Origin of the sequence: Arsukibacterium indicum (assembly GCF_019100565.1) — a bacterium.
GTDB classification, from domain to species: Bacteria; Pseudomonadota; Gammaproteobacteria; order Enterobacterales; family Alteromonadaceae; genus Alishewanella; species Alishewanella indicum.
Window position 1 is genome coordinate 189,936 of the sequence record NZ_JAHRID010000003.1, and the last position, 25,385, is coordinate 215,320.

Consider the following 25,385-nt stretch of genomic DNA (forward strand, 5'->3'; position numbering starts at 1 on the left):
TATGACAGATAGTGTTCATCAGGGCCATCGCGCCCGCAAAAGATTCGGCCAGAACTTTCTACATGACCCACACGTCATTGGCCGGATCGTAAAAGCCATTGCGCCAAAGTCCACCGACGTACTGGTAGAAATTGGCCCTGGCCTTGGAGCCCTTACTGAACCAGTTGCCGACGCTGCGGGCAAGCTGGTGGTGGTAGAGCTGGACCGTGATCTGGCCGAACGTCTAACCCAGCATCCGACCCTTGCTGATAAACTTACCGTCTACCAGGCCGATGCAATGAAATTTGATTTCGCTGCGCTACTGGCACCAGGACAAAAATTAAAAATCTTCGGCAATCTACCTTACAATATTTCAACTCCGTTGTTATTTCATTTGTTTGAATTTGCAGACCATATCGACAACATGCATTTTATGCTGCAAAAAGAAGTTGTGCAGCGAATGACGGCTAGTCATGGCAGCAAGGCATTTGGCCGCCTTAGCGTAATGACGCAATACTACTGTCAGGCTATACCGGTAGTTGACGTCGGCCCGGGTGCATTTATTCCTGCGCCGAAAGTAGATTCTGCCGTCGTCAGATTGTTGCCCTACCCGGTTGCTGAGCGGGCTAAAGTTGATCCTGCCGTGTTAAACAGGGTATGTTTGGAAGCTTTCAATCAGCGACGTAAAACCTTACGCAACGGTTTTAGCAATTTTGCTACTGCTGAGCAGATAAGCGCACTTGGAATTGACCCTGGCATCAGGCCGGAACAACTGGCTGTAAGTGAGTTTATAAAGGTGGCACAGTGGCTGGCAGAGCAGGAAAATAGCGATGAGTAAGGCATTTGATATTCAGGTTAAGGTAGATAATTTTTATTTGGGAGCACAATCTGATCCCGCCGAGAACCGGTTTGTCTTTGCTTACACTATTACTATTGAAAATCACAGTAACGAACAGGTTAAATTGCTTAAACGCTACTGGTTAATTACCGATGCCAATGGCAAGCAGGCAGAAGTATATGGTGATGGTGTAGTTGGTGAACAACCAGAGCTCGCCCCGGGTTCCAGTTACAGTTATACCAGTGGTGCTGTGCTGGAAACACCAGTCGGGACGATGCAGGGCCATTATGAGATGATCAGCGCTAACGATCAAAGCTTTAATGCCGCTATACCGGTATTCCGGTTGGCCATGCCAAATATTTTAAACTGATGGCCACTTATGTTATTGGCGATGTACAAGGCTGTTATGACGCCCTGCAACGCCTGCTCAAGCATGTTCAATTTAATCCCGACGCTGATCAGCTTTGGTTTTGTGGTGATTTAATTGCGCGCGGTCCTGATTCTCTGGCAACCCTGAATTTTGTCAAGTCACTCGGTGACAGTGCCAGATGCGTTCTGGGCAATCATGATCTGCATTTTCTGGCCAGCCATTTTGGCTTCAGCCGCATAAAAGACAATGACAAGCTGCATCAGTTGCAACAAGCTGCTAATCTGTCCGAGCTGGTGGACTGGCTGTTACAACAACCTCTCATTTATCAGAGCGATGATAAGCAGCTGCTAATGGTCCATGCTGGTTTGTCGCCGGAATGGACGCTGCAGGATGCAGAGGAGGCAACGACAGCCGTCAGCAAACAATTAAAGCGTCAACCGGAACAAATTTTTGCTATTATGTACGGCGATACTCCTGCAAAATGGCATCAGGCTGAAACAGAACAACAACGGTGGCGTTATACCATTAATGCCTGCACCCGAATGCGTTTTTGTCTGCCTGATGGCGGATTAAATCTGCAGGAAAAAGGCAATCCGGCACAGCAAAACCAGCTGGTACCCTGGTATGAGTTCTGGCGGAGCAAACCCCATCCGCAACTGTTTTTTGGCCATTGGGCGGCGCTAAATGGTTTCAGCCCGGTCCAGGACATACATGCTCTGGACACAGGCTGTGTCTGGGGAAACAGCCTGACGGCGTACTGCATTGAGCGCCAGCAACGCTATAGTGTCGCCGGCAACGTATGATTTAACCGATATCTGAGCAACGAAACTGCTGATCCGAGTCTTGTTTAGCAGGAAATGTTAAGCTAAGGTGCTTAAATAAAACACTGAAAGTGGGAGTTATTATGAAGTTAACTGTAGCGTTGCGGGTTATGGGTGGTTTTGCCATCATTTCGCTGTTACTGCTGTTTATTGGTATTACAGCTTATGTCAGTCTGAATAATATAAGTAACGCCACCACTGAAGTGAATGAAGTCTCCATTCCGGCACTTGAAAACAGTGCAACATTGAAAACCGAGTTTGTGACGATGAGTCGCGCCAGCCTGCAGGGTTTTTACGCTGATACCCTGGAACGGACTGCTGCTGTCAATCAACGCTTCGCTGAAGAAAAAGCGATATATGATAAAGCTGCCGATGCACTTCGTCAGGCAATAGCGCAGCATCCTGAGCTAAAAGCAGGCGCTGAACAGGTTAATGAAACCTATAATAGCTTTATTAAAGCCAGTACTGATCTGCAACGCCAGCTTGACAGCAACATACGCCTGCGGACTTCTATCGCCAGTAAAATTAGTGACCTGGAGTTCAGTGCTGATGACATGGCGTCGCTCATTCTTGACTTTACCGATGTGCGGGATGTGCAGCGCCGTTTCCCCAAGGCATATCAGGCAGCAACACAGATAGAAACCGGCATAAATACCCTGATAAACAATGTGATTGATTTAAACCGCACTGAAACAGATACTACCGTCGCTACCGTCAGTAACGAAATAGCATTCAGGCTGCAGGAGCTGCGGGAACAAGTTGCAATTATCCAGCAGGAAGCAGGCAGCGCTGTGCCACTGACTTCAGACATTGCCGAAAAGGTTCAGCAAATATCTGGTTTCCTTGAAGGTAGTGACGGTATTCCGGCATTAAAAGTACAGTTACTGGCTGGCATTAAAGATGCGGAAGCTCAGTTGACAACCGCTAACCAGCTTACCCAAACCGGTATGGAGCGGCTGGATACCTTGCTTAGTTTAACCAGAACAGCCGCCGGAGAAATTGAACAGAATGCCGCCTCAGGCGTTGATAATGCCATTACCTGGATTGTTATTGTCGTTATCATTTCTATTCTGCTGTCTGTGTTTATCGCCACGGTCACCGTCAGACGTATTATTAAACCACTGGCAGAAGTTAATTCGATGTTGGGTGTGGTGGCATCAGGTGATCTGACCAAAACCCTGAATGCCTCATCAAAAGACGAATTTGGTGAACTGGCCCGTAATGTGAATAAAGTTGTCAGCAACCTACAGCAGTTAATTCAGGGTATTATTTCCCGCTCTACCCAATTGGCGGCTGCGTCAGAACAAACGTCTGCTATTACCGTTCAAACAACTCAGGCTATTCGTGAGCAGAAATCTCAGGTTACTCAGGCAGCAACTGCCACTACTGAAATGAGCAGCACCTCTCAGGGTGTTCTGCAAAGCTCTAATGACGCGCTTGCTGAAATTAAAAACGCAGATAAAGAAGCTGAGCGGGTAAAAGGTATTTCCCTGGATAACAAGAGTACTATTATTCAGTTATCTAAAGAGGTAGACCAGGCATCAGTAGTTATCAATAAGCTGCACAAAGATAGCGCCTCTATCGGCAGCATTCTTGATGTAATCCGTGGCATCGCCGAACAAACAAACTTATTGGCACTCAATGCTGCCATTGAGGCTGCCCGAGCCGGCGAGCAAGGTCGTGGCTTTGCCGTTGTTGCTGATGAGGTACGATCATTGGCCAGTAAAACTCAGGCCTCTACCCAGGAAATTCAGGCAATGATCCAGGTGCTGCAAAGTGGCGCTCAGGCTGCCGTAGAAGCGATGAATAAAGGTAAAAAACAAGCTGAAAATTGTGTAACCCAAACGGAAGTAGCAACCTCAGCCCTGGATTCTATTACTCACGCTGTACATTTGGCACACGACATGAGCGAGCAAATTTCAGGTGCTGCTAAAGAGCAGAATCAAGTATCGAACGAAATTAGCCAGCTGCTGGAGTCTATCGTCGCGATTGCAGAGGAAACTGCCTCTGGCGCAGAACAAACATCTGATTCCAGCCACGAGGTTGCACGTCTGGCTGAAGAGCTTCGCCAGTCAGTTGAGCAATTCCGGGTGTAAGCAGCTAGCAACGTTACAAATAAAAAAAATCCGCTTTTTAAGCGGATTTTTTTTGAATTAAATCAATTTTGAAAGTTAATCACTTGAACCGGCGCGATCTTTTAAAGCCGCAAGTAGCGGTGAATCAGCAAAACCATTACTTTCTGCCCAGGCTATATCGCCTGATTCAGCCACTTGTGACCCGGGTAGTTGCCGAACGATGAACTCGCCCACATCGGGGGCATTACTTTTAAAAGCATGCCGGATCAGTGGCTCACCATTACAAACGACACCATCATAAATATTACGTAAACGCAGACGGTAATCACTGAGTACCTTACGTAAACGGTTTCTGTCGTTAGCCGCCACATAATCGCACATAGAGGCCGCCAACTGCTGATCAGCTACAGCTATCGGCGACATAACAACAGCGGCAGTCAATGCGGCTGTGCATAATAAGGTGTGGACCAATCTCATTTACAACTCCTCAGCTGGATCGTTAATGAGCATCTTAGCAACATGTTACAACCTGTGCAAATGCCTCACTACAACTAATTACGTTGTAAGGTTATAAAGCGACAATCATATGGGTTTGCAGCATCAGCAGGATGGTGTTGCTCAGCCACACGCTCCCAGCTACCAGCGGCCAGATAATCAGGAAAGTACGCATCACCGTCAACAACAAGCTCAATTTCGGTCAAATATAAGGTACTGGCCAGGGGCAGACATTGTTTATATATCTCGCCACCACCAATCACCATTACTTCGGGGCTGTCTGAAGCAGCTGCAAGTGCCTGCTCTAAACTGTTAAACCACTCGACCCCTTGCAGCTGTTCGGGGTTAGTACGGCTTATCACCAGATTGCGCCGCCCAGGTAGCGGACGGCCAATAGATTCGAACGTCTTTCGGCCCATAATTACCGGCTTTCCCAGGGTAACCGCTTTAAAATGCTTTAAATCTGCTGGCAAATGCCATGGCATCTGGTTATTCTTTCCAATAACCCGGTTGTTAGCCATGGCAGCAATCATTGCAACTTTCATATTCTGCCCTGACCTAGCGCTGATATATCACTTCGACATCATAGTCGTCATCATCAAAGTCATCATCATCATCCAGATCGTCTGCCAGCTCTTTAGCAGCATCATCATGATAGTCGTCCCATTTGAAATGCACCGGATCTGCCACCTCTGTATCTACGACCTCTGCCGGTAACTCTTCAATATAGTTAAGAATATCAGCTGCCAGCCTTTCGGTGTTGGTGCGTCCTGCCGCTGATATTTTAAATACCGGTCCCTGCCAGTTCAGCGCTTTGGTAACATCTGCGATAGTTTGCTCTAGTTCATCATCCAGCACTAAATCCAGCTTATTAAATACCAACCAACGCGGCTTGCCGGCAAGTTTGCTGCTGTACTTTTGCAGCTCCTGAATAATAGTTTTCGCATTTTCGGCAGGATCAGAACCGTCAGCTGGCAATACATCGATAACATGCAGCAACAAGCGGCAACGTTCCAGGTGTTTTAAAAACTGGATCCCTAGGCCGGCACCCTCGGCGGCACCTTCGATCAACCCCGGAATATCAGCAATTACAAAGGAACGATGTGCTTCAACCCGCACCACACCCAGATTAGGGACTAAGGTGGTAAAAGGATAATCGGCTACTTTCGGTTTAGCCGCTGACACAGAGCGGATTAATGTTGACTTACCTGCGTTTGGTAAACCTAACAAGCCAACATCAGCAAGTAACAACAGTTCCAGCCGTAAATTACGAATTTCGCCAGGTGTACCGTTGGTTTTTTTACGTGGTGCCCGGTTAGTACTGCTGGCAAAACGGGCATTGCCCAAACCATGCCAGCCACCTTTAGCGACCATCAATTTCTGACCATTGGTGGTTAAATCACCAATAATCTCGTCGGTATCAATATCGACAGCACGGGTGCCAACCGGTACCCGCAGCTCTAAATCACTGCCACGTTTGCCGGTACAATTAACACTGCCACCATTCTGGCCACGCTCAGCACTATGATATTTTTCAAACTGAAAATCTACCAGGGTATTCAGGTTTTCATCAGCTACCAGGTACACATCCCCACCATCTCCACCGTCACCCCCGTTAGGGCCACCTTTAGAGATAAATTTTTCGCGTAAAAAACTGATAATGCCGTTACCGCCATCGCCGGCTTCAACCCGGATTATCGCTTCATCTACAAACTTCATGTGCTGTGTCCTGATCCACTGTAAAAACATAGGCGCGTGCCGTAGCCGCTAAGTATAACCCATGTGATTGTGACGGGAGTAAATTTATAAAAAAACCCCGCACCAGGCGGGGTTTTTTCAGTATATGTTGCTTATTCGCTAACGATGCTAACGAATTTGCGGTTGTGCTCGCCTTTCACTTCAAATTTCACTTTACCTTCAGTTAAAGCGAATAAAGTGTGGTCTTTACCGATGCCTACGTTGCTGCCAGCGTGGAATTTGGTACCACGTTGACGAACAATAATGCTACCAGCTAATACCGACTCACCACCAAAACGTTTAACACCAAGACGTTTAGCTTCTGAATCGCGACCGTTACGAGTGCTACCTACACCTTTCTTACTTGCCATGTGTCGATACTCCTGTTACGCGCTGATGCTGGTAATTTTAACTTCAGTAAACCACTGACGGTGACCCATCTGTTTACGTGAATGTTTACGACGACGGAATTTAACGATTTTTAATTTATCGCCACGGCCATGATTGACCACTTCCGCTACTACCTTGCCACCTTCAACTAAAGGGGCACCAATGCTGATTTCTTCGCCATTGGCGATCATCAGCGGGGTAAATTCAATCGTTGCGCCGGTTTCTAAGTCTAGTTTTTCTAGACGAAGCGTTTGACCTTCCGTCACACGGTGTTGTTTGCCACCACTTTGGAAAACCGCGTACATAGTTAACTCCGTACAAGCCACGCCTACGCCCTGTACTTTATCAGGGACATCAGGGGCGTGTTTAATTCAAATCACAGGGCGCGAATTGTACGCAATTTCCCTGATAGCCGCAAGCACAATTATAAAAAAGATCATCAGGTGGTGAAAAGGATCGAGATTCTCTTTATGCCTGCCGCTACTATAGTGTAGAATTGCCGCCATTCTTGGGGTTCAGCAGTTGTTTTTTCATGACGCTTGACGACATCCGCCAGCTCAGCGATGCTGATATGGCCGCAGTAAACCAGCATATTTTCTCTCAGTTGACGTCAGACGTCGCATTGATAAACCAACTGGGTATCTATATTGTCAATAGCGGCGGTAAACGCTTGCGCCCGCTGCTTGCTGTGCTGGCTGCCAGAGCATTGGGCTATCAGGGTAAAAAACATCTCAGCGTTGCTGCCATTATTGAGTTTATTCATACCTCTACCCTACTGCATGACGATGTGGTGGACGAATCAACTTTGCGCCGTGGCAAGCAAACCGCCAATGCAGTATTTGGTAATCAGGCCAGTGTGCTGGTAGGTGACTTTCTCTACAGCCGCTCCTTCCAGATGATGGTCCAACTGGATGATATGCGCATTATGCAAGTCCTGGCAGACGCTACTAATGTCATAGCTGAGGGTGAAGTGCTGCAGCTGATGAATGTTAATGATCCTGACACCAGCGAACAAAACTATATGCAGGTTATTTATTGCAAAACCGCTAAGCTGTTTGAGGCTGCGACCCAGTTAGCTGCGATTATCGCCGAGCAACCTGAAGCTGTGGTGAACAGCATGAAGTTGTATGGCATGCATTTAGGTACCGCGTTTCAGTTAATTGATGACGTGCTGGATTATCAGGCCGATGCAGCTGAACTGGGCAAAAACATTGGTGACGACTTAGCCGAAGGCAAGCCTACCCTGCCACTTATTCACGCCCTGAAACATGGCAATTCCTTGCAACAAGCGCTTATTCGCAGTGCTATTACTGACGGCAACGGCATGGCCAACCTGACTGAAATCCTCCAGGCAATGGAGCAGACAAATGCTTTTGGTTACACCCGTAATATCGCAGAGCAGGAAGCTGAAAAAGCAAGGCGTGCGCTGGATAACATTGCCGAATCAGATTTCAAACAAGCTTTACTGGCACTAACCGAAATGGCTGTATCACGTAGCCATTAGATTTTCATCAGAGGATAATAAAAAAGGCGCCTAAGGCGCCTTTTTGCTGTGAAAACATTGCTTAGTTGTTCTTAACAAACTCTTCGCCAAGCGTAATATCGGCTTTCAGGGTAGCCAGCATATCATTCATCGCTTTTTGCTCGTAACTACTAAGCTCGCCAATTGGCAGTAGTTTTTCCACGCCATTTTTACCCAGTACTAATGGCTGGGCAAAGAAGCGGGCGTGCTCGCCATCACCTTCCACATAGGCATATTCCGTTACCTGCTCTCCCTGTAAACCTTTGATCAGGGAAATACAGAACCGGGCAGCTGCCTGCCCCATTGAAAGTGTTGCTGATCCGCCGCCAGCTTTTGCTTCTACCACTTCTGTACCGGCATTCTGAATGCGGTGAGTAAGCGATGCAACTTCATCGTCACTAAAGCTGACACCTGCAACTTGTGACAGTAAAGGCAAAATTGTCGTGCCACTGTGACCACCAATAACCGGCACTGTAACATCTTGCGGGTTTTTACCTTTTAACTCACCAACGAAGGTTTCCGCGCGAATAACATCCAGAGTTGTTACACCGAATAAACGACGAGCGTCATAGGTACCCGCCTTTTTAAATACGTCAGCTGCAATAGCAACAGTGGTATTAACCGGGTTAGTAATAATACCCACCAACGCTTTAGGACACTGCTGCACTATGGCTTCAGCCAGTGTTTTCACAACACCTGCATTGATGTTAAACAGGTCAGAGCGGTCCATCCCCGGTTTACGTGGCATACCCGCTGGGATCATCACGATGTCAGCGCCAGCCAGGGCTTTGTTCAAATCTTCTTTGCCAAAACCGGTTACCGTTACTGCTGTTGGAATATGGCTCAAATCAACGGCAACACCAGGAGTGACAGGTGCCAGATCGTAAAGGGCCAGATCGGTACCCGCAGGTAAATCTAATTTCAATAATAATGACAATGCCTGGCCAATACCGCCAGCAGCACCTAATACGGCAACTTTCATGATTTTCTCCATATGTCTGGGTAAGATAAAACGCGCCAACAATACTGAACTGGCGCGACAATTACAAACGGCTTAAGCCTAAAGTCTATGCATTTTAGCGAATTTTCTACATGTTTACCTGACAAACTGTATTGCCCGGCCGAATTTGTTACTATGATTACGCGATCAACAACAAGAAAAAGCTATCATGACTAAACAATCAAAGCAGGAAGCCTTAATTCAGGCATTTAAAGCATTACTGAAAACAGAAAGTTTCGGCTCGCAAAGTGAAATTGTCGACGCACTGAAAAATGACGGTTTTGACAATGTCAGTCAATCAAAAGTATCGCGGATGCTCAGTAAGTATGGTGCGGTGCGAACCCGCAATGCCCGGCAAGAAATGGTTTATACCTTACCTCCTGAATTAGGTGTGCCAACAACCAAAAGCCCATTACGCCAACTGGTGCTGGATATTGAGCACAATGACGTGATGATTATCATCCGAACCAGCCCGGGAGCTGCTCAACTTATAGCGCGCTTGCTGGACTCTGTCGGCAAAGCGGAGGGTGTGCTGGGTACTATCGCCGGCGATGATACTATTTTTATTGCCCCGATTAGCGTAAAGAATATTAACTTTACCCTCGGTAAAGTTACTGAACTGTTTGAGAAAGTGTAGTACTGCAGTTTGTCGTGCCATCACTACACTGTAATTTAGCTTTTTATACTCTACAACCAAAGCTAGATAACATTAGGCCGGCATGCCATCTCCAGAAAGCTGAGTGAGGGTGCAAAAAAAGCGGCACAAAGATCGGCATGGCAATAATCAAAAAACAAATCATATTGATTTGCCGGCTGTTGTAACGATAACTGACTGGTGGTTTGATAGCCCAACTGATAACCAAACTGTCGGGTAAAACTATCTGGTTCAGCGGCATAGCAAACACTGATAACACCATGGTTATTTTGTCCGGCAAACGGCATATTCTGCATTAACAGTAACGGCTGGTTTTGCTCATCGCCCCGCCGGCTGCTAAGGGCGTGGCTATTCGCCAGTAAACGGGGAGGGGGTAGCAATGTACCCTCAATTTTATTTATGCCCATAATTTCTTCCTGCTGGCTAACCTCCAGCTGCTGCCAATGCAACAGATCATAATGCCAGCGTTGAAAATGCAGATAGCTGCCGGCAGCAAATACCGGCTGCGCTAGCGGATCTACCAAGGTTAGCTGACGTTTACGGCTTCCTTTAGGATTCTGTGGCGAGTCAATAAAACCGGTTAAATCACGCCCATCCAGATAACGGAAGCCCTGTAATTGCTCCAGCAGATCAACATCAGGTTTTAGTAACTGACATATTTGCTGACAAGCAATATAATTGACATCCAGCCGGTCAGAGCGCACAACTATCAGTAAATCTGCCCAGACTTCTGCCAGTGCAAGATGATCATTACCAGCAAATGGAAAAGCCTGCAATCCGCGCGGTCGTGCACCCGGATACACACTGTCCCAGTAATTTGCACCTATTGCTACCACACCGGTCAATTGAGCTTCTGAAAAATGTTCCGCCAGTCGGGCCAACAATAACGGTATCCGGGCCAGCTTCTGGCGTAAGATGGCTTCCTGGCCCTCTAACGCGTTAAACAGCAAATAGCTGGCATGTAAATTAGCCTCAGCACAAATGCCTAGTTGTTCTCTTGCCATTGCCTTCCCTGAATCCCGATTACTATTACAAACTTTACTACTATTATTGACTGCTTGCTAAAAACAAAGGTGAAAACCTAATCGCCGTGTGAGATATATCTCACAAAAAGGTAAGTTTTAACGCTATTTTCTGCAGAGCAACTTGCGTTGAAATCATATAAACTACTGTTTTTAATAAAAAAAATAAAGAAAATCGACATTTTACAATATTATTACAGCAGGTTTATTTCTTAAACCACCGCCCCTGCAATCGTGTTTCGCTGCATAATAACAACATCAACGGACGATAACTGGCAGGAAGTCAGTAAGATTTACAGGACGTAAATCGGAGCTAGGATAGCACAAGGAAGACCAAAGGACACGCTCCGGGATGAGCCGAATATCAGGATGATAATGCAGGAAGCATTAGGATGATATTGCAGGACGCAAAGCCAGGATGGCGGATAATTTGCTTCACAAGCGCACAATAACAGGGATGACTGCAGGACCACTCAGGACGAGTGTGCTATTACAAGGTGGTAATAGTTATGGATAGCAGGACCCGGCATGAAGCCGCTGGACACTCCGGGATGGAGCCAGGGATGACTTACTCAGGAAGAGTAACAGTATGGATTAGCTGAAACAGAACCGAAAGTGGCCGCGAAGTTTGCGGCCTTTCGCTTTTCTGGGGCAAACAAAGCTGCAGCTTCAAGTACGAAGGATATAAAAAAACCCCGCGGCAATTACCACGGGGCGTCAGACTATTCGACAAAGGACAAGGATAGACGTAGTTTGGTGGTTTACGTTCAGTTGACTGATGCGCTACCTGCTATAACCGGTATTGCATCGCCAGCCCGCTCCCGGGAAGTTCCACCAGCCCTCCCCAGGCTGCTTACTTTACCGACGAGACAAACTCAGGATAGGCTTCGATACCACACTCTGAGGCGTCAACGCCTTCATACTCGGCCTGCTCGCTAACACGGATACCCATCACCAGTTTCAGCACGAACCAGACAATAAAGCTGGTAACAAATACCCAGACAAATATAGTAGCTGCGCCAATCAGCTGGCCACTGAAAGTACTGTTGCTATTGGTTACCGGCACCAGCAACAAGCCAAGTAAACCAACCACACCATGCACAGAGATAGCGCCCACCGGATCATCAATTTTCAGTTTGTCGAGGCCGATAATCGACGCTACAACCAACAAACCACCAATAGCACCAAACAAGGTTGCCTGTAACGGGGTTGGAGTAGACGGCTCGGCGGTAATCGCTACCAAACCTGCCAGCGCACCGTTTAATGCCATGGTTAAGTCAGCTTTGCGGAACAACACCACTGACAGAATTAATGCCGCTACAGCACCGGCAGCAGCGGCTGCATTGGTATTTAAAAACACCACGGCCACAGCGTTAGCGTTGCTGATATCACCCAGCTTCAGTACCGAGCCACCATTAAAACCAAACCAACCCATCCACAGCACCAGCGTGCCTAATGTTGCCAGCGGCATGTTAGCACCGGGAATAGCGTTAATTTTGCCATCTTTGCCATACTTACCTTTACGGGCGCCCAGCAGCAATACCCCCGCTAAGGCCGCCGAAGCACCAGCCATATGCACAATACCAGAGCCGGCAAAGTCAGAAAAACCTAAATCGCCAAGGGTATACAGGCCAAACACGGCATTGCCGCCCCAGGTCCAGCTGCCTTCCATCGGATATATAAAACCGGTCAGGACTACCGCAAACGCCAGGAATGCCCACAGTTTCATCCGTTCAGCCACTGCACCTGATACGATTGACATGGCGGTAGCAACAAATACCACCTGAAAGAAAAAGTCAGATGCACCGGAGTAAACTGCACCACCGGTAAAGCCATCTTCCCGTTCAGCAAAACTACTCAGTGTGGCATCAACATCTACTGATGTCAGCCCGCTTAAAAACCAGGTACCGTCGTACATTATCGCGTAACCACACACCAGATACATAATGCAGGCAATGGAATAAAGAGCGACGTTTTTGGTCAGTATTTCGGTCGTATTTTTAGAGCGTACCAGACCGGCTTCCAGCATTGAAAAGCCAGCAGCCATCCACATAACCAACACTCCGCAAATCAGGAAGTAGAAGGTGTCCATGGCATATTGTAAGTGATAAATTTGTTCTTGCATGACAGGGCTCCTTATATCGCTTCAGCGTCGGCTTCGCCGGTACGGATCCGAACCGCACGTTCCAGCTCGTAAACAAAAATCTTACCGTCACCTATTCGGCCGGTATGCGCCGCTTGCTGAATCGCTTCCAGCAGCCGATCAACCTGATCGTCCAGCACCGCAATTTCCAGTTTGACCTTTGGCAGGAAGTCGACCTGATATTCGGCACCGCGATATAATTCGGTATGCCCTTTCTGACGGCCGAAGCCTTTTACTTCGGTAACCGTTAAACCTTCTACCCCAATGTCTGCAATGGCTTCGCGAACATCGTCCAGTTTAAACGGCTTGATGATGGCACAAACAAGCTTCATGATGGTTTCCTTATGTACTAATCTTCTGCGATTGCAACATTGACAAGAAAACCTTGTGCCACTTTTTAAAATCAATTTAAAATCAGATGCTTAACCCATAATCAAGCTAGAGCAAAATACAAAGCGCACCATAAAGGTGCATTTTTTCCCGTTGCCTGTGCAGTTTTATGAGTGCAGCGAAGTTGCAATTCCGTTATCAGTCTGGGTACTATCTGCGGCAATATTTTTTGCAGGATGCAATATTTTGCCATTTCATCAGTTGTCGTTTCGTTACCCCTGGCGGCCTTATCAACAACGCGTACTGGACGCTATTCATAGTCATTTAGCCAATAACCGCTTGCACATTGTTGCCGCACCCGGTGCCGGTAAAACCAGCCTCGGTCTGGAGGTGTTCCGGCTGCTGCAGCAAAACACTCTGGTCATGTCACCAACCCGGGTTATTCGTGACCAATGGCTACTGCGCTTAACTGACTTTTATCCTGAGAGTAGCGACCCCAGCCCCGACTGGCTAAGCACGGATATCCGGGCGCCCGGGGTGTTAACGTCGGTGACCTATCAGGCGCTGCACTGGCAACTGACAGACCGGCTGGCCGATGATAACGCTGAACAAATCAGTGATGACGACCCGACAGAAGCGGAACCAGAGGTGTTGGATAACACTGAAATTCAGTGTTTTATCGCGATGCTGCAACAACATAAAATTGGGGTGCTTATTCTGGATGAAGCCCATCATCTGACAAATGAATGGTGGCGGGCGCTGGATAATATTTGCCGCGCTATGCCGGAACTTACCCTGGTGTCACTGACCGCTACCCCACCCTACGATGCACAACACCACAACTGGCAGCGCTACGAGCAGCTTTGTGGCCCGGTCGACGAAGAAATCTCAGTACCGGAGCTGGTTAAAGCCGGCACCTTATGCCCACATCAGGATTACGTCTGGGCCGAGGCTATCAGCCAAAGTGAGCAACAACGTTTTACCGAGCATGACAACAAAGTCGTCGCACTATGCGACAGCTTGTTTGAACAGGCAGAATTTAACCAGCTAGTGCTCCAACATAAGTGGCTGAACAACACGATAATTGCCCGGGATATTTTAGCAGCGCCCGAACTGGCGGCCGCACTGCTGGCATTTATGGCAGCGCGTCAGCATCAGTTGCCGATGGGTTTAATGCAAATATTAGATTTTCAACGGCAAGATATTCCTAAATTAGACCGGAAAAACTGGCAAATTCTGCTTAACGCCCTGCTGTTTACCGCCGATTTTGCCGCCGATAACCAGCAGCAGGATTATCTTGGCCAGTTAAGGCGTCAGCTTACGTCCAGCCAGCTGCTGCACAAACGCGAATTACTGTTGACCAGTCACCCGCAGCTGGATCGCGCCCTGGCACTTAATCCCGTGAAAATTAACGCCTGCGTGCACATCCATCAGCTTGAATACCAACTGCGGGGGGCACAGCTGCGTCAGGTGATCCTGACCGACTATATCCGCGATGAGCAACTGGCTACCGGCGCCGCCAGTGGCGAAGCGTCGCTGGGTGCCTGGCCGGTGTTTAACGCCCTGTGCCAGGCGCCGGCAGCCACCCCTGCCATGGGTTTACTGACCGGCAGGCTCAGCTTGTTGCCAACAGCGTTAGTGACCCAACTCAATGCAGAACTTAGCCAGGTTAGAATAAGTGTCAGTACTTTTGCTGAGGCGCCCGGTTATAGCAAGCTAAGCGGCCCGCTTAATGCGCTAACCAGCTTACATACCCGCTTGTTAATCAGCGGTCAAATTCAGCTGTTAGTCGGCACCAGGGCGTTATTAGGCGAAGGCTGGGATGCACCGGTGGTTAATTCGCTGATCCTCGCAAGCTCGGTAGGCTCTTTTATGCTAACCAATCAGATGCGAGGCCGCGCTATCCGTTTGGATAAAACGACACCAGCTAAAGCCAGTAGCATCTGGCATTTACTGGCGGTAGACAGCAAATCTTTTTTCGGCCTGCAGGATTTACAAAGCCTGAGCCGCCGCTTTGATACCTTTGTCGGCTTAGCTGAGCACAAAAGCACCATTGAAAGTGGTTTTGCCAGACTTAACGCCACGGAACTGAACAAACTGGTTAACAGTAACCGCCAGCCCGACCTGGTGCGAGCCAGTAACCAGACCATGCGTAGCAGGTTACAGCAGTTGGCAACGCTGCAGCAACGTTGGCAACAGGCACTGACATTAGATCATCAGGCGCAGGTTACACCCGGCGTCAGCAGTGAAAAGGTCCCTGGCATTAGCTGGTACCATACGACCAAAACCTTTAAATATTTGCTGGCTCAATTCACCTTGTTGCTGAGTTTAGGCACCGTTGTCTCGCTCTCCATCGCCCGGGCTGGCTTGTCGGCGATGTTAGTGGTGTTTGCGCTGTGTTTGATTGGAGGCATTATTTATCTGCTGCCCAGCACGGTGCGCTGCATAAAAATTATGCTGCGGCATCTCCCCACAGATGGCAGCCTTAAACAAATTGGCATGGCGCTGACTGCAGCCTTATGCCAAACCGGCCATATCAGCACACCGTTCCGGCGGTTAAATGTGCATGCGACAGAGCTGGAAAACGGGATAAACTTTTTGGCGCTGCAGGGCGGTACTTTTTACGAGTCATCATTATTTGCCGATTGTCTGGATGAAATACTCCGGCCTATAGAGAACCCCAGGTACCTGGTAATACGTTCTGGCACTTTCATGGGAATGACCCGTGATGACTATCACGCGGTGCCAATGCGTCTGGCCTCGACCAAAGAGCAAGCCAGTATTTTTTATCGCTATTGGAGTATGTACGTTGGCCCGGGTGACTTGATTTATTGCCGGAATGACAGCGGCCGCGAACAGTTATTAAAAGCCAGAATGCGGGCATTTTCCGCGGCCTTTAAAACCCGCACCAAACGCCAGGACCGCTGGCAATAACCGTTAGTCCGCCAGAAACTGCTGCCATTCCCGCAGTAGTTTTAGTAAATCTTCCAGACCGCACTGGCTGGTCATGCCCTGCTGGTCCAGTTGTAAATCATCGTCAGCCAGCGCTTGTTGCTGCTCAGTTGGTTGCTCTGAGTTTTGGTAAAACAACGTGTTGTGGCTTAAAGTCACTTCACCGTTTTCTATTTCCAGCAAGAATTCCTTACCCTGATATTGCATGCTCTGAGATGGCTTTAACTCACTAAGCTGCTGCAACAGCGGCAGGTAGGCTTCGGCCTGCTGGCCAAATTCATCCAGCAAAAAACGGCCCAATACCTCATGCTCCGCTGCCAGCCGGATGCTGAACTGGCCGGTGTGGCGATCATAAATAAAGTCGTATTCCATACTAAAGTTCCGAAAGCGTAGCATCTCTGCCACTTGTAATATCAACGGTGCCTGCATACTCTGCCGGGCTCGCCACAGTAACTCGCACCTGCGGCGCTCAGACACCCTGTGTCGCCCCAACAGAGCATCCAGGACCGCTGATGCAGCGTTTGTTAAATTGTAGCTGTTGGTAATGTGTTAGCGAGCAGAAAAAAGGCCTGCAGTTGCAGGCCTTTTGCATAGCTCAGACGTTTATACCGCTTGCTGGATAATCACGTTATCCGCTTTTTTGGTGTACTGCGGCATCTGATGGAAGTTCAGATAACGATAAGTATCAGCCGCGGTCGCGTCGATTTGCTTCGCATAGTCCAGATACTCGGCTACCGTTGGCAGCTTACCAATAATAGATGCTACTGCTGCCAGTTCCGCAGACGCTAAGTACACGTTGGCACCCTGACCTAAGCGGTTCGGGAAGTTACGGGTTGACGTAGACACAACCGTTGAGTTCTCAGCTACCCGTGCCTGGTTACCCATACACAGTGAACAGCCCGGCATTTCGGTGCGGGCACCGACTTTACCAAAAATACTGTAGTAACCTTCTTCAGTTAACTGCGCCTGGTCCATTTTGGTTGGCGGGGCAATCCATAAACGGGTTGGCAGCTGGCCTTTGTATTTATCCAGTAACTTACCAGCAGCACGGAAGTGGCCAATGTTAGTCATACAAGAACCGATAAACACTTCGTCAATCTTATCGCCTGCTACTTCAGACAGTAAGCGCGCATCATCCGGGTCATTCGGTGCACACAGTACCGGCTCTTTAATGTCAGCCAGGTCAATTTCGATCACTTCAGTGTATTCGGCATCAGCGTCAGCAGACATCAGCTGAGGATCTTTCAGCCAGGCTTGCATCGCATTGATACGACGCTCGATAGTACGCACATCGCCATAGCCTTCAGCGATCATCCACTTAAGCATAACGATGTTTGATTCTAAGTACTCAGCGATTGATTCCTGCGACAGCTTAATAGTACAACCTGCTGCTGAACGCTCTGCTGATGCATCAGACAGCTCAAACGCCTGCTCAACCGTTAAGTTTGGTAAGCCTTCGATTTCCAGGATACGGCCAGAGAAAATGTTCTTCTTGCCTTTCTTATCAACGGTTAACAAACCTTTTTGAATTGCCGCGTACGGAATAGCGTGTACCAGGTCGCGCAGGGTAATACCTGGCTGCATTTCACCTTTAAAACGTACCAGTACTGACTCAGGCATATCCAGTGGCATAACGCCGGTTGCAGCGGCAAAGGCCACTAAACCAGATCCGGCCGGGAATGAAATACCAATCGGGAAACGGGTATGTGAGTCACCACCGGTACCTACGGTATCAGGCAGTAACATGCGGTTTAACCAGCTATGGATAATGCCATCGCCCGGACGCAGTGCCACGCCGCCACGGTTCATAATAAAGTCTGGCAGGGTGTGGTGGGTATCCACGTCAACCGGCTTCGGATAAGCGGCAGTATGACAGAATGACTGCATGGTTAAATCGGCCGAGAACCCTAAGCAGGCTAAGTCTTTTAACTCATCACGGGTCATCGGGCCGGTAGTATCCTGCGAGCCTACGGTAGTCATTTTTGGCTCACAGTAAGTGCCCGGACGAATACCAGTTACGCCACAAGCTTTACCCACCATTTTCTGGGCCAGAGTAAAGCCTTTACCCGAATCTGTTTTAGGCATTGGCCGACGGAATTTATCAGACGGACCTTCGCCTAAAAATTCACGGGCGCGGTCGGTTAAACCACGACCGATAATTAACGGGATACGGCCACCTGCGCGCACTTCGTCAATTAATACATCCGTCGCCAGGGCAAACTCAGCCAGCACTTCGTCGCTGCCGTGACGAACAATTTTGCCTTCGAACGGCAGAATGTCGATCACATCGCCCATTTCCAGTTTAGATACGTCAACTTCGATTGGCAGGGCGCCTGAATCTTCCATAGTGTTAAAGAAGATAGGGGCAATTTTGCCGCCCAGCACAAAGCCACCACCACGCTTGTTTGGCACATAAGGAATGTCGTCACCCATAAACCACAGCACTGAGTTAGTGGCAGATTTACGTGAAGAACCGGTACCAACCACATCACCAACGTAAGCCAGCGGGAAGCCTTTTTTGTTCAGCTCGTCTAACTGCTTAATCGGGCCTACGGTACCCGGCTGATCAGGAGTAATGCCTTCGCGGGCGTTTTTTAGCATAGCTAACGCATGCAGCGGAATATCCGGCCGTGACCATGCATCAGGCGCCGGAGATAAATCATCGGTATTGGTTTCGCCTGATACTTTAAAAACAGTCACAGTAATTTTTTCAGCCAGCGCGGGCTTGCTTTCAAACCACTCGGCATCGGCCCAGCTTTGCAGTACCTGCTTAGCGTGGCTATTACCTGCGTCAGCCTTTTCGGTCACGTCATGGAAGGCATCGAAAATCAGCAGGGTGTGTGACAGTGCTTTAGCGGCAATTGGCGCCAGCTTAGCATCGTCTAACAGGCTGATTAATGGCTGGATGTTATAGCCACCCATCATGGTGCCTAATAACTCAGTCGCCCGCTCGGCATTGATCAGGCTGCAGCTGGCTTCACCTTTGGCTACTGCTGCTAGAAAGCCGGCTTTTACATAAGCCGCTTCGTCCACACCAGGTGGTACCCGGTTTACCAGCAGATCAATTAAGGTGTCTTCCTCACCTTTTGGCGGATTTTTTAACAGTTCAACTAAGGCGGCTACCTGCTCGGCATTGAGCGGTTTTGGCGGGATACCTTGCGCTGCGCGCTCGGCCACATGTTCGCGATATTGTTGTAGCACAGTATGATCCTCTTGGTCGTTGCCGGCAGTCTTGCTACTGCGGCGTCATTCTTAGAATGAATGGGCGCGATTATATGAAAATTCGGGCCAAATTGACATCGGGCCGTTAACCACGCCACTTATAGTGGGTATAAGTGGCGTGAATGGAAAACCGGATGTTATATATTCTTTGTTATAGTGGTCAGACCTCAACATCTCCAGTGTTGCTGCCGATTTGAGCGCAAAGATGCCGGTTACAACGCCCGCTCTGGCTCGCCACAGCAACTCGCCTGTTGCCTTCGGCATGGCTCAGACACTTTGTGGCGCCCAAATCGGGGTTCTAACCTCTATCAAACGGAGCTACTCCCGAAAACAAAAGGCTGAACACCTAAGTGTTCAGCCTTTGCATTATAACAGATTTCAGTTACCCAATGGATTTCACATTACCAGATCTTAACGCGCTGCTCTGGCGCGATATACATCGCATCGCCTTCTTTAATATCAAAGGCGGTGTAAAATTCCGGAATATTCGGCAGTACGCCAATTACCCGGTAATGCGCCGGCGAGTGTGGCCCGGTGCTTAACTGACGACGCAGCGCTTCTTCACGGAACTTGGTGCGCCATACCTGGGCCCAGCTGATAAAGAAACGCTGCTCACCCGTGAAGCCATCCATTACCGGGGCCTCTTTGCCATCCAGTGACAGCTGATAGGCTTTAAGTGCAACCGTCATACCACCCAGGTCACCAATGTTTTCACCCAGCGCTACCGCACCGTTAACATTAACGCCCGGCAGTGGCTCAAACTTGTTGTACTGACCAACTAACTTGGCACCACGTGCCTGGAACTGGCCTTTATCCTGTTCAGTCCACCAGTTACGTAAGTTACCATCACCATCATATTTTGCGCCCTGGTCATCAAAACCATGACCGATTTCATGGCCGATAACGCCACCGATACCGCCATAGTTTACAGCATCATCCGCGTCCATGTTAAAGAACGGCGGTTGCAGAATTGCTGCCGGAAATACAATTTCATTGTTTACCGGGTTGTAATAGGCGTTAACCGTTTGCGGGGTCATAAACCACTCGCTTTTGTCAATTGGCTGGCCCAGCTTGGCAACCATCTGGTCATAACCCCAGTGACTGGCACGGATAAAGTTACCCACTAAATCATCGGCTTTAATTTCCAGCGCCGAGTAATCCTTCCACTTATCCGGGTAACCAATTTTCGGGGTAAACTTGCTCAGTTTTTCCTGAGCTGCAATTTTAGTTTCCTCGGTCATCCATTCTAATTCGTTGATCGACAGCTCATAAGCCTTTATCAGGTTCGCCACCAGCTCTTCCATCCGCGCTTTGGCTTCAGGTTTGAAATGACGCTCAACATACAGTTTACCGGTCAGCTCGCCCAGCACCTGATCAGAGGCATCTACAGCACGTTTCCAGCGTGGCTGCTGTTGCTCAGTACCACTTAGGGTGGTGCCATAAAAGGCAAAGCGACGATCAGCAAAGTTGCTGCTGAGCTTATCAGCATAACCGTGGATGGTTTTTAACGTTAGGTAGTCCTGCCAGCTTTGTAAATCAGTAGCGTCGACCACCTTGGCAAAACCTTCGAAATAGCTTGGCTGACGCACGATAATATCGCTGACTTCAGCCAGTTTCACGCCACTGGCAAAAGCAGCCCAGTCGAAACTGCCCATGCTATTGTTTAACTCAGTTGCAGTGACCTTGTTGTAGGTTTTGTCTGCATTGCGGTTATCTAACCGGGTCCAGTGGTGTTCAGCCAGGGCTTTCTCCACAGCATAAACCCGCTCAGCAGCGGCAGCAGCGTCTGCGTTGCCTGCCAGGCTGAACATATCCGTCAAATAGGCTTTATAATCTGCAATCAGCTTTAATGATTTTTCGTCATCATTAAAGTAGTAGTCCCGGTCAGGCAATCCTAAGCCGCTCTGGCTCAGATACACCGCGTACTCAGTAGAGTTTTTTGCATCGTTGTTAATAAACCAGCCAAACGGAATAGCAATACCATCGCGTTGTAACTTGGCAAACAAGTCAGGCAATTGGGCTTTATTTTCCAGCGAGCTAATCGCGTCCAACTGTGGCTGCAGTGGCGACAGGCCCAGTTTCTCAATGGTAGCTTCATCCATAAAGCTGTTATAAAAGTGGCCTAATTTCTGCTCATCAGAGCCTTCTTTTAAATCAGTACGGGCAGACACTTCATCAATAATGGCTTTAACAGCTTGCTGTGAATTGTCGTTTAAAATATGAAAAGAACCGTAGGATGATTTGTCTGCCGGAATATCGGTCTGGGCCAGCCACTTACCGTTTACCGCCAGGAAAAAATCTTCACTGAATTTTACTGCCGGATCAAAATACTGGCTATCTACGCCAGACACCCGGGGGGCTTGAGCCTGAGCCACAACCGGCTCGCTGGTTTTGGTAGCGGCAGGTTCGCTACACGCCGTTAAACCTAATGCCAGGGCAACGCCGGCAGCAATAGTACTGAGTTTTTTCATTATATGTTCCTGAAATACGCGGATAAAGGTTGCGGTTATAGTTACTTTTAAAGTAACGATTATGGTTATTATGTCGTCGCTATCTTAGCGCTGTCATCAGGCAAAGCCAAATATCGGCGGCAGGCAAGTTGTAACAGAATATATTTGCTAGACGCACTGATAACAGCCCGGGCTACGCGGACAGCTGTTACCCCTGGCGCAAATGAGCTGTGCCGGTTTTTGCAGGCTGCGCGCCACCCAATTGATATTCAGAATATTAGCAACACTGGTTAGCGAGGTCTGAATCGTTTTCGGCACTTTGGCCCCACCGGCACTGTTTATACATAACTGTTTCAGTTCGCTGGCCATTGCATCAGCATCGACCCCTTGTGCCAGCATCGCCGGATTAAGATCGATGCCGGCACACAATACATGGTTATTACCGGCCAAATCGCTGACTTTAGTTGATTCACAGCAGTATATCCGCGGCTGGCCATTTACATCCAGTAAGGATAACTGGGCGCTGCTGCTAACGCCGTCGACATCAAACATCCGAAATACGGCCCAGTTCTGACACGGATCCTCTACTTTACGCATATTACCCCAGGGCAGCGGTATGCCATTGCCCCGATAAACCGCCTTCAGCTTGCCCGGCGTATACGCATCAAAATAATGCCAATGAGTATAAGGCGATACGGCAGTCATTCGGCGCATAGCAACCGATGCTGATACACCGGCCTGTTGATGGCTGCTGATTTCGTAGCCCTGGCGGTCCAGCAACTGGCGAAACGGTAACTTCGGACAGAGCAGCGCGCCGGCAAAAAAGCTCGATTCAAAATCGCGCCAGGCATGCAAAATATCCTGCGGTTGCACCCCTGTAGACTGTGACAGCTCATCATCATGGGTTCCGCCTACCGTCATACTGCTTTTGACGCCATCTTTGTTATGCAACACGGCATGGCCAATATGTACGGCCAGCTCGTACTTTAAACGGGTGGGGAATTGTTGCAGCAAGCGATTTAAATGCAAGGTAGCGGGTGGGGTAAAAAACGAGGTGGAAACATTTTTAGATAGCACTCCCAGCTCATCCAGAATGTCTTTCGGTGGCTCGTCAAACCAGCTTACTTTCAGGCCCAGTTGTTTAACAATGGCCAACAGCTCTTCAATGCTCAGCGGCATTCGTTTCTGGCCAACCTCTTCCGCTGCCCGTTCCAGTTCAGGAAAATGGTTCTGATGGTGTTCCTGATGCGCCCGGATCAGCAACTGAGCAAACTGTTTGCCGCTGGTGCCGGTTTGCGACAACATTTCCGGGATGGCAATTTGCAAAATGTCATTTGAAAATAAAAAGCCCGGCTCCAGCGCCATACCACTGATGCCGCCGCGGCTGCCTTTTTGCGGCGTTAAATCCTGGCCTTCATCTTCGCCATCTAAAAACCAGTCAATATCTTTTTGAAATACTTCAGCAATCACTTCCAGCATTTCAATACCCGGCGTACGTTTTCCCCGCTCTATCATCGACAAATACGACACCGACGGTGCTTGCTCGGGGTTAACCCGGATACAACGGGTAGACAAGTCCTCCATCGTTAAGTTATTGCGCTTTCTCAGGTTTCTGATTTTTGTCCCTAAGAAATGCGACTTTCTGAGCAGGCTTTTATTGGTTTTCATTTTGTAAAATTCACACTGTAAAATTTTTATTGTGAAATTATTCTGATTTTTAGCCTAGACTAGTTTTTAACCGATAGCAACTGGTCTGCGCTCTGAAACTGCGCGACCTGAACGAAGGTCCGGAATCCTGATGGCGCAACCACAGAGTGTCTGAGCGAACGCGAAAGCGGCAGCGAGTTGCTGTGGTGAGCACAGCAGGAGTTGCGGACCGGAGTATTAACCAACTTTTAGCAAAAAAGACCCGACAAACGAGGATAACAACATGACTACACTGGCCCCAACCCACAGCCAAAACACGCCAACCCAAACTGCCTGGATGGCGACCGAGCTTAGCGTTATTAATCAGCTGAACGAGCGCCATGCCAAACAAGTCATGGATTACTCAAAAGGCTTTCTGGATAAAACCTTTCCGCTGGCCCAAGGCTCGCATAAAGATGTGGTCTGCTACATGGTGTATTTCCAGCATTTGCTGGCATTTTTTGCCGATGGCAGCAAAAGCGGCCTGCAAAACCCGGCGCAGTTTGTGGCGTTAAGTGGGCATCGGGAAGCACCGGAGTCACTGGTGCTGGTTAATGATGGCCGCCATGTTGAGCTGGTATTAAACCGCCACGGCTGTAATGGTGAAAACGACTGTGCCGGTATTGATGATATTCAGCTGCAGGCTAAACAGTCTGACGAGCCGTGGTTCAGTATGTTAACCGGTAAGCAGGTTAGCAGAGGTTGCCAGAGTGAAAAATGCTTTACCGCCAAAGACGGCGGGCCATATCAGGCCTGACGGTGTCTGACGGAGCTTTTAGCGCGGCTGCAGCTGATATTTTGTCAGCAACTGCTGATATCGCTCACCGCGCTTAAATCTCGCCAGCGCCTGATTAAACTGCTGGCGCTGTTCAGCTGATATGCCATGCTGTTTACCAAAAGCAAAAAATACCTCCACAGAATCCAGCGCAGGCTGTAACATGACCACCTTGTCCTCAGCCTGCTGCACCAACGCAGAATGGCGGATAGTATGAGCTGATGCCATTATCAGTTTTACCCGTTTAGCCAGTAACATTTTAAACAACATATTATCGGACTCAACCACATCTACCCTGGCAAAACTGATCTCATCCAGCACACTGCCATAGGAAAAATGGCGCACCGTTGCTACCGGTTCATCACCCACACTGGCTAAGGTGCTGTCGAATTCAAAGGGGCAAGGGTTAACACACAGCAAGACTATAGGATCAACCAGGTAGCTTTCGTGACTATATTCAAACTGCTGCATTCTTTCCGGCGTTTTGTAAAATACCGGGATCAGATCGGCTTTGCCTGTTTCAACATGGTTGACGACCCTGCTCCAGGGCAGGCGCTGAAACTCCAGCTGAATGGCAAGATCCGAGGCAATATCGTACAATGTTTCAACCGAAAAACCGGTCAGACTGTTGTCCAGCACATAATAGTAAGGCGGGTAATCTTCGTCAGGTATGGCAACCCGCAACACCTGAGCATGCAGCTGAAAAAACATAAACAACAGACAGCCCAGCAAAAACAGGCAGTGCAGTTTAATTACCCGTTTTGTTATCAATATACTGGAAACGCCAGTAACCACGCGTTTAGCTCCCTGCATTAGCTATCAGCTAAATATAGCCAATACTTCGCGAACCACAATGCCGCTTGTGTTAATAAAAATGGATTTAATCGGCCTGCTGAGGTAAATATATTTGGCGAGATAATAGT

22 protein-coding genes are annotated in these 25,385 nt (G+C 48.6%); 8 read left to right on the forward strand and 14 right to left on the reverse strand.

Features of this window, described 5'->3' with window-relative positions; all coding sequences use genetic code 11:
- Position 1: 1 nt before the first annotated feature.
- The 4 genes from rsmA to KQY15_RS08135 all read left to right on the forward strand — a co-directional run bounded on the left by rsmA (position 2) and on the right by KQY15_RS08135 (position 4,104).
- Positions 2-817 carry a 16S rRNA (adenine(1518)-N(6)/adenine(1519)-N(6))-dimethyltransferase RsmA gene (rsmA, locus tag KQY15_RS08120; RefSeq protein ID WP_217668685.1) on the forward strand — a complete coding sequence of 272 codons (816 nt, stop codon included), beginning with the start codon at positions 2-4 and terminating at the stop codon, positions 815-817.
- Positions 810-1,187, forward strand: a complete 378-nt coding sequence (gene apaG / locus KQY15_RS08125; RefSeq protein WP_217668686.1) for a Co2+/Mg2+ efflux facilitator ApaG/CorD — start codon at positions 810-812, stop codon at positions 1,185-1,187. Before rsmA ends, apaG begins: the two co-directional genes overlap by 8 nt.
- Positions 1,187-1,990, forward strand: coding sequence for a symmetrical bis(5'-nucleosyl)-tetraphosphatase (locus KQY15_RS08130; RefSeq protein ID WP_217668687.1), 804 nt, complete (start codon positions 1,187-1,189; stop codon positions 1,988-1,990). Before apaG ends, KQY15_RS08130 begins: the two co-directional genes overlap by 1 nt.
- 101 nt (positions 1,991-2,091) lie before the next feature.
- Positions 2,092-4,104, forward strand: coding sequence for a HAMP domain-containing methyl-accepting chemotaxis protein (locus KQY15_RS08135; protein WP_217668688.1), 2,013 nt, complete (start codon positions 2,092-2,094; stop codon positions 4,102-4,104).
- A 75-nt stretch (positions 4,105-4,179) separates the two neighbouring features.
- Here the strand turns inward: KQY15_RS08135 and KQY15_RS08140 are convergent, their stop codons facing one another.
- The 5 genes from KQY15_RS08140 to rplU form a co-directional block, all read right to left on the reverse strand.
- Positions 4,180-4,560, reverse strand: a complete 381-nt coding sequence (locus KQY15_RS08140; RefSeq protein ID WP_217668689.1) for a DUF3718 domain-containing protein — start codon at positions 4,558-4,560, stop codon at positions 4,180-4,182.
- Positions 4,561-4,634: 74 nt separating this feature from the next.
- The gene (folA, locus tag KQY15_RS08145) at positions 4,635-5,123 is read right to left on the reverse strand and encodes a type 3 dihydrofolate reductase (RefSeq protein ID WP_217668690.1); all 489 of its coding nucleotides are present in this window, start codon (positions 5,121-5,123) and stop codon (positions 4,635-4,637) included.
- A gap of 13 nt (positions 5,124-5,136) precedes the next feature.
- A complete protein-coding gene (gene cgtA / locus KQY15_RS08150; protein ID WP_217668691.1) occupies positions 5,137-6,297 on the reverse strand; it encodes an Obg family GTPase CgtA in 1,161 nt (386 codons plus the stop codon).
- A gap of 131 nt (positions 6,298-6,428) precedes the next feature.
- Positions 6,429-6,686: a 50S ribosomal protein L27 gene (gene rpmA, locus KQY15_RS08155; protein ID WP_217668692.1), complete on the reverse strand. Its 258-nt coding sequence runs from the start codon at positions 6,684-6,686 to the stop codon at positions 6,429-6,431.
- Positions 6,687-6,701: 15 nt separating this feature from the next.
- Complete coding sequence (gene rplU / locus KQY15_RS08160; protein WP_019675068.1) at positions 6,702-7,010, reverse strand: 50S ribosomal protein L21; 309 nt, start codon at positions 7,008-7,010, stop codon at positions 6,702-6,704.
- A gap of 227 nt (positions 7,011-7,237) precedes the next feature.
- On the opposite strand from rplU, the gene ispB reads away from it, so the two are divergent.
- The gene (gene ispB, locus KQY15_RS08165) at positions 7,238-8,209 is read left to right on the forward strand and encodes an octaprenyl diphosphate synthase (RefSeq protein WP_217668693.1); all 972 of its coding nucleotides are present in this window, start codon (positions 7,238-7,240) and stop codon (positions 8,207-8,209) included.
- Positions 8,210-8,270: 61 nt separating this feature from the next.
- On the opposite strand, the gene mdh is transcribed toward ispB, so the two are convergent.
- Positions 8,271-9,209 carry a malate dehydrogenase gene (mdh, locus tag KQY15_RS08170; protein ID WP_217668694.1) on the reverse strand — a complete coding sequence of 313 codons (939 nt, stop codon included), beginning with the start codon at positions 9,207-9,209 and terminating at the stop codon, positions 8,271-8,273.
- 187 nt (positions 9,210-9,396) lie between these two features.
- On the opposite strand from mdh, the gene argR reads away from it, so the two are divergent.
- A complete protein-coding gene (gene argR, locus KQY15_RS08175; protein ID WP_019675065.1) occupies positions 9,397-9,864 on the forward strand; it encodes a transcriptional regulator ArgR in 468 nt (155 codons plus the stop codon).
- Positions 9,865-9,926: 62 nt separating this feature from the next.
- Here argR and KQY15_RS08180 read toward each other — a convergent pair whose 3' ends face one another.
- The 3 genes from KQY15_RS08180 to glnK all read right to left on the reverse strand — a co-directional run bounded on the left by KQY15_RS08180 (position 9,927) and on the right by glnK (position 13,379).
- Positions 9,927-10,886, reverse strand: a complete 960-nt coding sequence (locus KQY15_RS08180) for a Dyp-type peroxidase (RefSeq protein WP_217668695.1) — start codon at positions 10,884-10,886, stop codon at positions 9,927-9,929.
- A gap of 871 nt (positions 10,887-11,757) precedes the next feature.
- Positions 11,758-13,029: an ammonium transporter AmtB gene (gene amtB / locus KQY15_RS08185; protein WP_217668696.1), complete on the reverse strand. Its 1,272-nt coding sequence runs from the start codon at positions 13,027-13,029 to the stop codon at positions 11,758-11,760.
- An 11-nt stretch (positions 13,030-13,040) separates the two neighbouring features.
- A complete protein-coding gene (gene glnK, locus KQY15_RS08190; protein ID WP_019675062.1) occupies positions 13,041-13,379 on the reverse strand; it encodes a P-II family nitrogen regulator in 339 nt (112 codons plus the stop codon).
- Positions 13,380-13,623: 244 nt separating this feature from the next.
- Here glnK and KQY15_RS08195 point away from each other — a divergent pair, with 244 nt between their 5' ends.
- Positions 13,624-16,311 (forward strand): DEAD/DEAH box helicase family protein, encoded by a 2,688-nt coding sequence (locus tag KQY15_RS08195; protein WP_217668697.1) that lies wholly within the window; start codon positions 13,624-13,626, stop codon positions 16,309-16,311.
- Positions 16,312-16,314: 3 nt separating this feature from the next.
- On the opposite strand, the gene KQY15_RS08200 is transcribed toward KQY15_RS08195, so the two are convergent.
- The 4 genes from KQY15_RS08200 to KQY15_RS08215 all read right to left on the reverse strand — a co-directional run bounded on the left by KQY15_RS08200 (position 16,315) and on the right by KQY15_RS08215 (position 23,669).
- Positions 16,315-16,758, reverse strand: a complete 444-nt coding sequence (locus tag KQY15_RS08200; protein ID WP_217668698.1) for a YacL family protein — start codon at positions 16,756-16,758, stop codon at positions 16,315-16,317.
- 174 nt (positions 16,759-16,932) lie between these two features.
- On the reverse strand, positions 16,933-19,530 hold the full coding sequence (gene acnB, locus KQY15_RS08205) for a bifunctional aconitate hydratase 2/2-methylisocitrate dehydratase (protein WP_217668699.1): 2,598 nt from the start codon (positions 19,528-19,530) through the stop codon (positions 16,933-16,935).
- Positions 19,531-19,952: 422 nt separating this feature from the next.
- Entirely contained in the window at positions 19,953-22,022 is a 2,070-nt protein-coding gene (locus tag KQY15_RS08210) for a M13 family metallopeptidase (RefSeq protein WP_217668700.1), read from the reverse strand.
- A 147-nt stretch (positions 22,023-22,169) separates the two neighbouring features.
- Positions 22,170-23,669 carry a DUF3612 domain-containing protein gene (locus KQY15_RS08215; protein WP_217668701.1) on the reverse strand — a complete coding sequence of 500 codons (1,500 nt, stop codon included), beginning with the start codon at positions 23,667-23,669 and terminating at the stop codon, positions 22,170-22,172.
- Between the two features lie 262 nt (positions 23,670-23,931).
- Here KQY15_RS08215 and KQY15_RS08220 point away from each other — a divergent pair, with 262 nt between their 5' ends.
- Positions 23,932-24,444, forward strand: a complete 513-nt coding sequence (locus tag KQY15_RS08220) for an aldolase/citrate lyase/malate synthase family protein (protein WP_217668702.1) — start codon at positions 23,932-23,934, stop codon at positions 24,442-24,444.
- A gap of 18 nt (positions 24,445-24,462) precedes the next feature.
- Here the strand turns inward: KQY15_RS08220 and KQY15_RS08225 are convergent, their stop codons facing one another.
- On the reverse strand, positions 24,463-25,173 hold the full coding sequence (locus tag KQY15_RS08225) for a substrate-binding periplasmic protein (protein WP_254795599.1): 711 nt from the start codon (positions 25,171-25,173) through the stop codon (positions 24,463-24,465).
- Positions 25,174-25,385 lie beyond the last annotated feature (212 nt).

Excerpts from the sequence above, each read along its gene's own strand:
- argR (WP_019675065.1), top strand. The coding sequence starts at position 9,397 with ATGACTAAACAATCAAAGCAGGAAGCCTTAATTCAGGCATTTAAAGCA.
- ispB (WP_217668693.1), top strand. The coding sequence starts at position 7,238 with ATGACGCTTGACGACATCCGCCAGCTCAGCGATGCTGATATGGCCGCA.
- amtB (WP_217668696.1), bottom strand. The coding sequence starts at position 13,029 with ATGCAAGAACAAATTTATCACTTACAATATGCCATGGACACCTTCTAC.
- KQY15_RS08210 (WP_217668700.1), bottom strand. The coding sequence starts at position 22,022 with ATGAAAAAACTCAGTACTATTGCTGCCGGCGTTGCCCTGGCATTAGGT.
- KQY15_RS08225 (WP_254795599.1), bottom strand. The coding sequence starts at position 25,173 with ATGTTTTTTCAGCTGCATGCTCAGGTGTTGCGGGTTGCCATACCTGAC.
- rpmA (WP_217668692.1), bottom strand. The coding sequence starts at position 6,686 with ATGGCAAGTAAGAAAGGTGTAGGTAGCACTCGTAACGGTCGCGATTCA.
- KQY15_RS08180 (WP_217668695.1), bottom strand. The coding sequence starts at position 10,886 with ATGGCAAGAGAACAACTAGGCATTTGTGCTGAGGCTAATTTACATGCC.
- mdh (WP_217668694.1), bottom strand. The coding sequence starts at position 9,209 with ATGAAAGTTGCCGTATTAGGTGCTGCTGGCGGTATTGGCCAGGCATTG.
- KQY15_RS08130 (WP_217668687.1), top strand. The coding sequence starts at position 1,187 with ATGGCCACTTATGTTATTGGCGATGTACAAGGCTGTTATGACGCCCTG.
- rplU (WP_019675068.1), bottom strand. The coding sequence starts at position 7,010 with ATGTACGCGGTTTTCCAAAGTGGTGGCAAACAACACCGTGTGACGGAA.
- apaG (WP_217668686.1), top strand. The coding sequence starts at position 810 with ATGAGTAAGGCATTTGATATTCAGGTTAAGGTAGATAATTTTTATTTG.
- folA (WP_217668690.1), bottom strand. The coding sequence starts at position 5,123 with ATGAAAGTTGCAATGATTGCTGCCATGGCTAACAACCGGGTTATTGGA.
- rsmA (WP_217668685.1), top strand. The coding sequence starts at position 2 with ATGACAGATAGTGTTCATCAGGGCCATCGCGCCCGCAAAAGATTCGGC.
- glnK (WP_019675062.1), bottom strand. The coding sequence starts at position 13,379 with ATGAAGCTTGTTTGTGCCATCATCAAGCCGTTTAAACTGGACGATGTT.
- cgtA (WP_217668691.1), bottom strand. The coding sequence starts at position 6,297 with ATGAAGTTTGTAGATGAAGCGATAATCCGGGTTGAAGCCGGCGATGGC.
- KQY15_RS08215 (WP_217668701.1), bottom strand. The coding sequence starts at position 23,669 with ATGAAAACCAATAAAAGCCTGCTCAGAAAGTCGCATTTCTTAGGGACA.
- KQY15_RS08220 (WP_217668702.1), top strand. The coding sequence starts at position 23,932 with ATGACTACACTGGCCCCAACCCACAGCCAAAACACGCCAACCCAAACT.
- KQY15_RS08200 (WP_217668698.1), bottom strand. The coding sequence starts at position 16,758 with ATGCAGGCACCGTTGATATTACAAGTGGCAGAGATGCTACGCTTTCGG.
- KQY15_RS08140 (WP_217668689.1), bottom strand. The coding sequence starts at position 4,560 with ATGAGATTGGTCCACACCTTATTATGCACAGCCGCATTGACTGCCGCT.
- KQY15_RS08135 (WP_217668688.1), top strand. The coding sequence starts at position 2,092 with ATGAAGTTAACTGTAGCGTTGCGGGTTATGGGTGGTTTTGCCATCATT.